Genomic DNA, 6,555 nt, shown 5'->3' on the forward strand with positions numbered 1-6,555 from the left:
GCTAATGCAGCCAGATTGATGCTGCCCTCGTCGAACACGTCCCGTGCTCAGGCCTCCCCATGCGCTCCGATCCACTCGCGAAACAGGTTCACCTTGTGCTGGTGCGCGAGGCAATTCGGGTAGACGAAGTAATAGCGTGCGCCCGTCGTCAGTACGATATCAAACGGCATCGCGAGGCGCTTTGACGCAACATCCTCACTCACGAGCGAGCAGTCGCTGATCGCGACGCCGAAACCTTGCGTCGCGGCATTCGTTGCAAGATCGAGCGTTTCAAAACTCTGCCCAAGGTCGGCATCGATCTCGGGCGCATTGGCATGGGCGAGCCACATCTTCCAGTCGCGATGGTCGCGCGTCGGGTGCAGGAGCGTATGCCGGGCAAGATCGGCGACGCTGTCGAGCGACTTTTCCTCCAGCAGCGAAGGCGCGCACACAGGCGTCAGTTGTTCGTCGAAAAGCTCGATCGAATGAACGTCCACGCCTGGGGATGAACCATAGATGATCGCCGCGTCGAACGGCTCGACCTGGAAATCGACGTCGTGCTGCCAGGTGGTCGTGAGCTGCAACTGGATCTCGGGGTACTCGGCCTGAAAGCGCATGATCTTCGGCAGGATCCAGCGCATCAGGCAAGTGGGCACCTTCAGTGCGAGGTCGGTGCGCTGCCGGGTCAGGCGCAGCGAAATCTCTTCGATCCGCGAGAAGCTCTCTTTCACGGTCGGCAATAGCTGCTCGCCTTCGTTCGTCAGCGCGAGCCCTTTCGAGTGCCGCGTGAACAGCGGAAACCCGTAGTACTCCTCCAGCGTCAGGATCTGGCGGCTCACGGCTCCCTGCGTCAGACAGAGGTGATCGGCGGCACGCGTGAAACTGCGGTGGCGGGCGACCGTTTCAAAGATTTGCAGCGCATTCAGCGGCGGCAGGCGGCGCATTTTCGTTCCCTCACTGCATTTCAAAAAATCATGACGGCCGGGTGTGCTTGCCGGCCAGAGGGTCTTATACGGATACGGATTCAAGCCCTTGATTCAAGCCCTTATATATACACCGAATTGAGCTTCCCGCTGGCCCTGAAAGCATTGCCCGGCTGAATAAGCCCATGAGCGAAGAACATGGTGAGCATGCAAATTCATCGATTGCCGTTCGCGTGCCATGCGCCAAGAATGGACGAACACGCAAACTCCGGAGAACAGCATGCCCCGGCAACGGACCCATACGCAGGAGTCTCATGAATTCGCCTGAAAATACCTCGCTGTTCAGCCACGCGAGCGGACGCCGCCCGCCCCTGCCGGCCAATCCGCAGACCTGTGGCGAAGCGCTCGTGAGACTGCTTGAACACTACGGCGTCGAAGTGGTGTTCGGCATTCCCGGCGTCCATACCGTCGAGCTGTATCGCGGACTGGCAACCTCGATGCTGCGCCACGTCACCCCTCGCCACGAGCAAGGCGCGGGCTTCATGGCGGACGGCTATGCGCGCGTCACGGGAAAACCCGGAGTGTGCTTCATCATCACCGGGCCGGGCATGACGAATATCGCGACCGCGATGGCGCAGGCTTATGCGGATTCGATCCCGATGCTCGTGATTTCCAGCGTCAACACCACGCGTCAGCTTGGCGGCGGAACTGGCCGCCTGCACGAACTGCCGTCGCAGCGCAACGTCTTCGCCGGGCTCACCGCGTTCTCCCACACGCTGCTCAATGCGGACGAACTCCCGCAAGTCCTGGCCCGCGCGTTCGCCGTGTTCGCGACTGCGCGGCCGCGGCCGGTCCACATCGAGATTCCCCTCGATGTGATCGTCGCGCCTGCGTGCGACACGGCATCGAGCGCGGTCGTGCTGCCCGCGAAGCCCGCCGGCGCACCGGCCGCCCTCGATGACGCTGCCGCCTTGCTCGCCGCCGCGCGCCGCCCGCTGATCCTGGCCGGCGGCGGGGCTATCGAGGCCGCGGCCGACTTGCGCGCGCTGGCCGAACGCCTGCAGGCGCCGGTGGCGCTCACGATCAACGCGAAGGGCCTGTTGCCGCGCGGCCATGCGCTGTCGATCGGCTCGACCCAGTCGCTCGCCGTGACGCGCGCGCTGGTGTGTGAGGCCGATGTGGTGCTTGCAGTCGGCACCGAACTAGGCGAGACCGACTACGACGTGGTGTTCGACGACGGCTTCGCGATCGACGGCAAGCTGATCAGGATCGACATCGACGCCCAGCAGGTCATGCGCAATTTCCGGCCTGACGTAGCGATTGCAGCGGACGCGAAGCTCGTGCTCGCCGCGCTGGACCATCGGCTCGCCACGCGCCCGCTGCCGCCGCGCGATGCCGCCTGGGGCGCGCCGCGCGTAGGCGCCGCGCGTGCCGCTCTCGATGCCGGTTACGACGCCCCGGTTCGTTCGCAGGCGGCGCTCTTCGACACCGTGCTGAACGCCCTGCCCGATGCGATCATCGTGGGCGATTCGACACGGCCCGTCTACGCGGGCAACTTCGTCTTCGAGGCGGCTGCGCCGAGGTCGTGGTTCAATTCCTCGACGGGCTACGGCACGCTGGGCTACGGGTTGCCCGCCGCGATCGGCGCGCGGCTTGCATCGGGCGAGCGGCCCGTGATCTGCCTGATCGGCGACGGTGGGCTGCAGTTCACGCTGCCCGAACTCGCGAGCGCTGTTGAAGCCGCCGTACCGGTCATCGTGCTGCTGTGGAACAACCGGGGTTATGCCGAAATCAGGAAATATATGGTTGAGCGCGATATCGAGCCGATCGGCGTCGACATATACACGCCGGACTTCCTCGCGCTGGCGCTCGGCTTCGGCTGCTGCGCCGCGTCTGCCCATACGCCTGCCGTGCTGGCAAACGAACTGAAGCAGGCCGCGAGGCGCCGCGTCCCGACGTTGATCGAAATCGACGAACAGAAGTGGTTCGACCACGTCCCGGGAGGCCCGGCATGAACGCACCGAACGACACGCGATTCCTGACACAGCTTTATATCGACGGCCGCTGGGTCGACGGCGCACTGGGCCGCACGATTGCCGTGGTTAACCCTGCGACGGGGGCCCGCCTGGCCGACGTGGCCGCAGGTACCGCACACGACGTCGAACTGGCGGTGGCCAGCGCGGCCCGCGCGTTTCGTGCGTGGCGGCAAACGACCGGCGCCGAGCGTGCAGGCTACCTGCGCGCAATCGCGGCGGAGGTCGAGGGGCGGCGCGAGCGTCTCGCGATGCTGCAGTCGATGAACAATGGCAAGCCGCAAGCAGAAGCGCACTTGGATGTTGACGATGTGATCGCGACGTTGCGCTATTACGCCCAACTGGCCGAGCAACTGGACGACACGAGCGGCGCAGAAGTCAGCATCTCCAGCACGGAGCACCGTGCGCGGATTCTTCGCGAACCCTGCGGCGTGGCCGCGCTGATCGTGCCGTGGAATTTCCCGATGGTGACCACGGCGTGGAAGCTCGCTACGGCGCTCGCGGCCGGCTGCACGGTCGTGCTCAAACCCTCCGAGATCACGCCGCTGCCCGAACTCGAACTGGCCTCGGCCATCGCATCGGCCGGCTTGCCGGCGGGCGTTTTCAACGCGGTGACGGGCACCGGTGCGGATGTGGGCGCTCCGCTCGTCGCGCATCCCGGGGTCGCGAAAGCATCGTTTACCGGTAGCACGGGTGTTGGTCAGACGGTGATGAAGACTGCCGCCGACACGCTGAAGGGCGTGAGTCTTGAACTCGGCGGCAAGTCGTCGATCATCGTCTTCGACGATGCGGACCTCGACCTCGCGGTTGACCTCGTCGAAGCGGGCGGCTTCTTCAACAGCGGCCAGATGTGCTCGGCGACGAGCCGGGTGCTGGTCGCGCGCGAACTCGCGCCGACCTTGCTGGCGAGGCTTGTCGAGCGCGCGGAGCGGATTGTCGTCGGCGACCCGTTCGCGCCGGACGTGCAGATGGGGCCGCTCGTGAGCCGTGCCCAATTCGACCGGGTGCGCGGCCATATAGAACAGGGTATTGCCGACGGTGCGCGGCTCGTCACTGGTGGTGACCGGCCAGCCGGCGCGCCGGAGCAAGGGTTTTTCATTGCGCCGACAGTTTTCACCGATGTGCCGCCGGCGAGCGCTTTATGGCGCGACGATATTTTCGGCCCGGTATTGTGTGTGCGCGTATTCGACATGGAAGAGGAAGCCATCGAGCTCGCCAATGACAGCGAGTACGGGCTGGTGGCAACTGTCGTCACCGCCGACGAGGCTCGCGGCGAGCGGGCCGCTCGTGCCCTTGCGGCCGGCGTGGTGTGGGTCAACACGCCGCAACTGATCTATCCGCAGACGTCGTGGGGCGGCTACAAGCGCAGCAGTATCGGGCGTGAACTGGGTCCGTTCGGGCTCGCCGCCTTCCAGGAAATCAAGCAGGTGCTGACGCGTCGTCAGGCCAATTAGCCCGTCAACTTAAAAGGATTTGCGATGAAGCACGATAACCATTCCGACAACCCGTTCAACCAGCCGCTCGGCGGCAACCAGATGCCGCGCTTCGCCGGTCCGGCGACGATGATGCGCCTGCCGACGGCGACCTCGGCCGAGGGGCTCGATGCGTGTTTCGTCGGCGTGCCGCTGGATACCGGCACGTCGAACCGGGCGGGCGCGCGCTTCGGCCCGCGCGCGATCCGGGCTGAATCGTGCCTGCTGCGCCCGTACAACATGGCGACCCGCGCGGCGCCGTACGACAGCATGCAGGTGGCCGACATCGGCGACGTCGCGATCAACACGTTCAACCTGCAGAAGAGCATGGACATCGTCACCGAAGCGTATGACGAGATCCTTGGTGCTGGTTGCGTACCGCTCACGATGGGCGGCGACCATACGATCGTGCTGCCCATCCTGCGCGCGATGAAGAAGAAATACGGTCCGCTCGGCGTGGTTCATGTCGACGCGCATGCGGACGTGAACGACACCATGTTCGGCGAGAAGATCGCTCACGGCACGCCGTTTCGGCGGGCGATAGAAGAAGGGCTGATCGATGGCAATCGCGTCGCGCAGATCGGCCTGCGCGGCACCGGCTATACGGCCGAGGACTTCGACTGGTCGCGCTCGCACGGCATCCGTGTCGTGCAGGCTGAGGAGTGCTGGTACAAGTCGGTCGCGCCGGTCATGGACGAGGTGCGCGCGAAACTGGGCGACGGCCCGGTGTATCTGAGCTTTGACATCGACGGCCTCGACCCGAGTTTCGCGCCCGGTACCGGCACGCCGGAAATCGGCGGCCTGACGATCTGGCAAGCGCTCGAAATCATCCGCGGCTGCCGTGGGCTGGATATTGTCGGGTGCGATCTGGTGGAGGTTTCGCCGCCATACGACCCGTCCGGCAACACGGCGCTGGTCGGTGCAAACCTGCTCTATGAAATGTTGTGCGTGCTGCCGAAGGTGCAGTACCGGGCGTAGGCTGCCTGGAAACAGCGGCGTGCCATGCATGGCCGGCATGTCGCTGCCTGTAAGAACCTGCCAGAACCTGCGAGAACCAAAGAACAAGCAAGCAACCCATGCGCCCTGGTCATGGCAGACATGACGATATATCGATTGTGATGGCTATTTTGCGCTCCTAACATTTTTCATGCGCGGACGAATTCAGATGAATTCAGCCGCTCATCCGGCGCATGAGCCGGACCTCTTATTTAACCACTCACGGAGTCGGCGATGACTAAATTCAGCACAGGACGGCGGCAAGCCTTCAAGACGATCGGCGCAGCGCTCGCGGTGTCCGCGCTACCGGCGCCGTTCGTCAGTCTGAGAGCGCAGGAACACAATTTCTCGGGCAAGACGCTGCGTCTGCTGACCTGGTCGGACGATACAGGGACGGCCGCGCTGCACAATATCGCCGCGACATTCATGGCAAAAACCGGCGCGAAGGTGATCGCAGACCGCGCGGACGGCACCTCCGGCATGGTAGCCAAGGTGAAGGCCGCGGGCGACCGTCCCACTTATGACGTGATCACGCTCGCAGGCGTGGGCGCCTCCGGTCTCGGCGATGCAGGCCTGCTCGTCAAGCCCGATCTCGACAAGCTGCCGAACCTCAAGGACGTGCCCGCGCGGTATCGAACGGGCGCTGACGGCTTCGGTGTCGGCTACCTGCTGTGGTCCGACGGCCTGATCTACAACACGTCGACCGTGAAGACGCCGCCGGCGTCCTATGAAGCGCTGTGGGACCCCAAATACGCAGGCCGCCTGTTCTTGCCGCCGCCCGAGTTTGCCGAGGCGGTCGATCTGGCGATCATCGCCGCAAAGATGTCCGGCGGCTCGCAGCAGAACATCGACCCGGGCTTCAAGAAGCTCACGGAGCTGAAGGACCGGGTGATGACGCTCGGCGAGAATCCGAATCAGGTCGCCGACCTGTTTCGCACAGGCTCGCTCGATATCGGCGGCATCTATTCGCCGGCGTTTTTCCCCGACCAGATCAGGAAACCCGAATACAAGATGGGCGTGACCTACGGCATGAAGGAAGGCTTCGCCACGCAACTGATGTTCACGGTGATTCCGAAATCGCACCCTGGCGACCTCGATCTGATTCATGCGTTCATCAACCATTCGCTCGATGCCGGCGTGCAAGGCCGGATG

5 protein-coding genes are annotated in these 6,555 nt (G+C 64.3%); 4 read left to right on the plus strand and 1 reads right to left on the minus strand.

Annotated elements, in window-relative coordinates; translation table 11 throughout:
• Positions 1-47: 47 nt before the first annotated feature.
• The gene (locus tag VGH68_RS12580) at positions 48-923 is read right to left on the minus strand and encodes a LysR substrate-binding domain-containing protein (protein WP_331603949.1); all 876 of its coding nucleotides are present in this window, start codon (positions 921-923) and stop codon (positions 48-50) included.
• 293 nt (positions 924-1,216) lie between these two features.
• Here VGH68_RS12580 and VGH68_RS12585 point away from each other — a divergent pair, with 293 nt between their 5' ends.
• The 4 genes from VGH68_RS12585 to VGH68_RS12600 all read left to right on the plus strand — a co-directional run.
• A complete protein-coding gene (locus VGH68_RS12585) occupies positions 1,217-2,917 on the plus strand; it encodes a 5-guanidino-2-oxopentanoate decarboxylase (protein WP_331603950.1) in 1,701 nt (566 codons plus the stop codon).
• The gene (locus tag VGH68_RS12590; RefSeq protein WP_331603951.1) at positions 2,914-4,389 is read left to right on the plus strand and encodes an aldehyde dehydrogenase family protein; all 1,476 of its coding nucleotides are present in this window, start codon (positions 2,914-2,916) and stop codon (positions 4,387-4,389) included. The genes VGH68_RS12585 and VGH68_RS12590 overlap by 4 nt, the downstream gene beginning before the upstream one ends.
• 24 nt (positions 4,390-4,413) lie before the next feature.
• A complete protein-coding gene (gene speB / locus VGH68_RS12595) occupies positions 4,414-5,385 on the plus strand; it encodes an agmatinase (protein WP_331603952.1) in 972 nt (323 codons plus the stop codon).
• 252 nt (positions 5,386-5,637) lie between these two features.
• The coding region (locus tag VGH68_RS12600; protein ID WP_331603953.1) for an ABC transporter substrate-binding protein at positions 5,638-6,555 on the plus strand (918 nt) is incomplete at its 3' end.

It is taken from the genome of Paraburkholderia sp. (genome assembly GCF_036488505.1).
GTDB lineage: Bacteria > Pseudomonadota > Gammaproteobacteria > Burkholderiales > Burkholderiaceae > Paraburkholderia.

Coding starts and splice junctions, on each gene's coding strand:
- VGH68_RS12580 (WP_331603949.1), bottom strand. CDS start 923: ATGCGCCGCCTGCCGCCGCTGAATGCGCTGCAAATCTTTGAAACGGTC.
- VGH68_RS12585 (WP_331603950.1), top strand. CDS start 1,217: ATGAATTCGCCTGAAAATACCTCGCTGTTCAGCCACGCGAGCGGACGC.
- VGH68_RS12590 (WP_331603951.1), top strand. CDS start 2,914: ATGAACGCACCGAACGACACGCGATTCCTGACACAGCTTTATATCGAC.
- speB (WP_331603952.1), top strand. CDS start 4,414: ATGAAGCACGATAACCATTCCGACAACCCGTTCAACCAGCCGCTCGGC.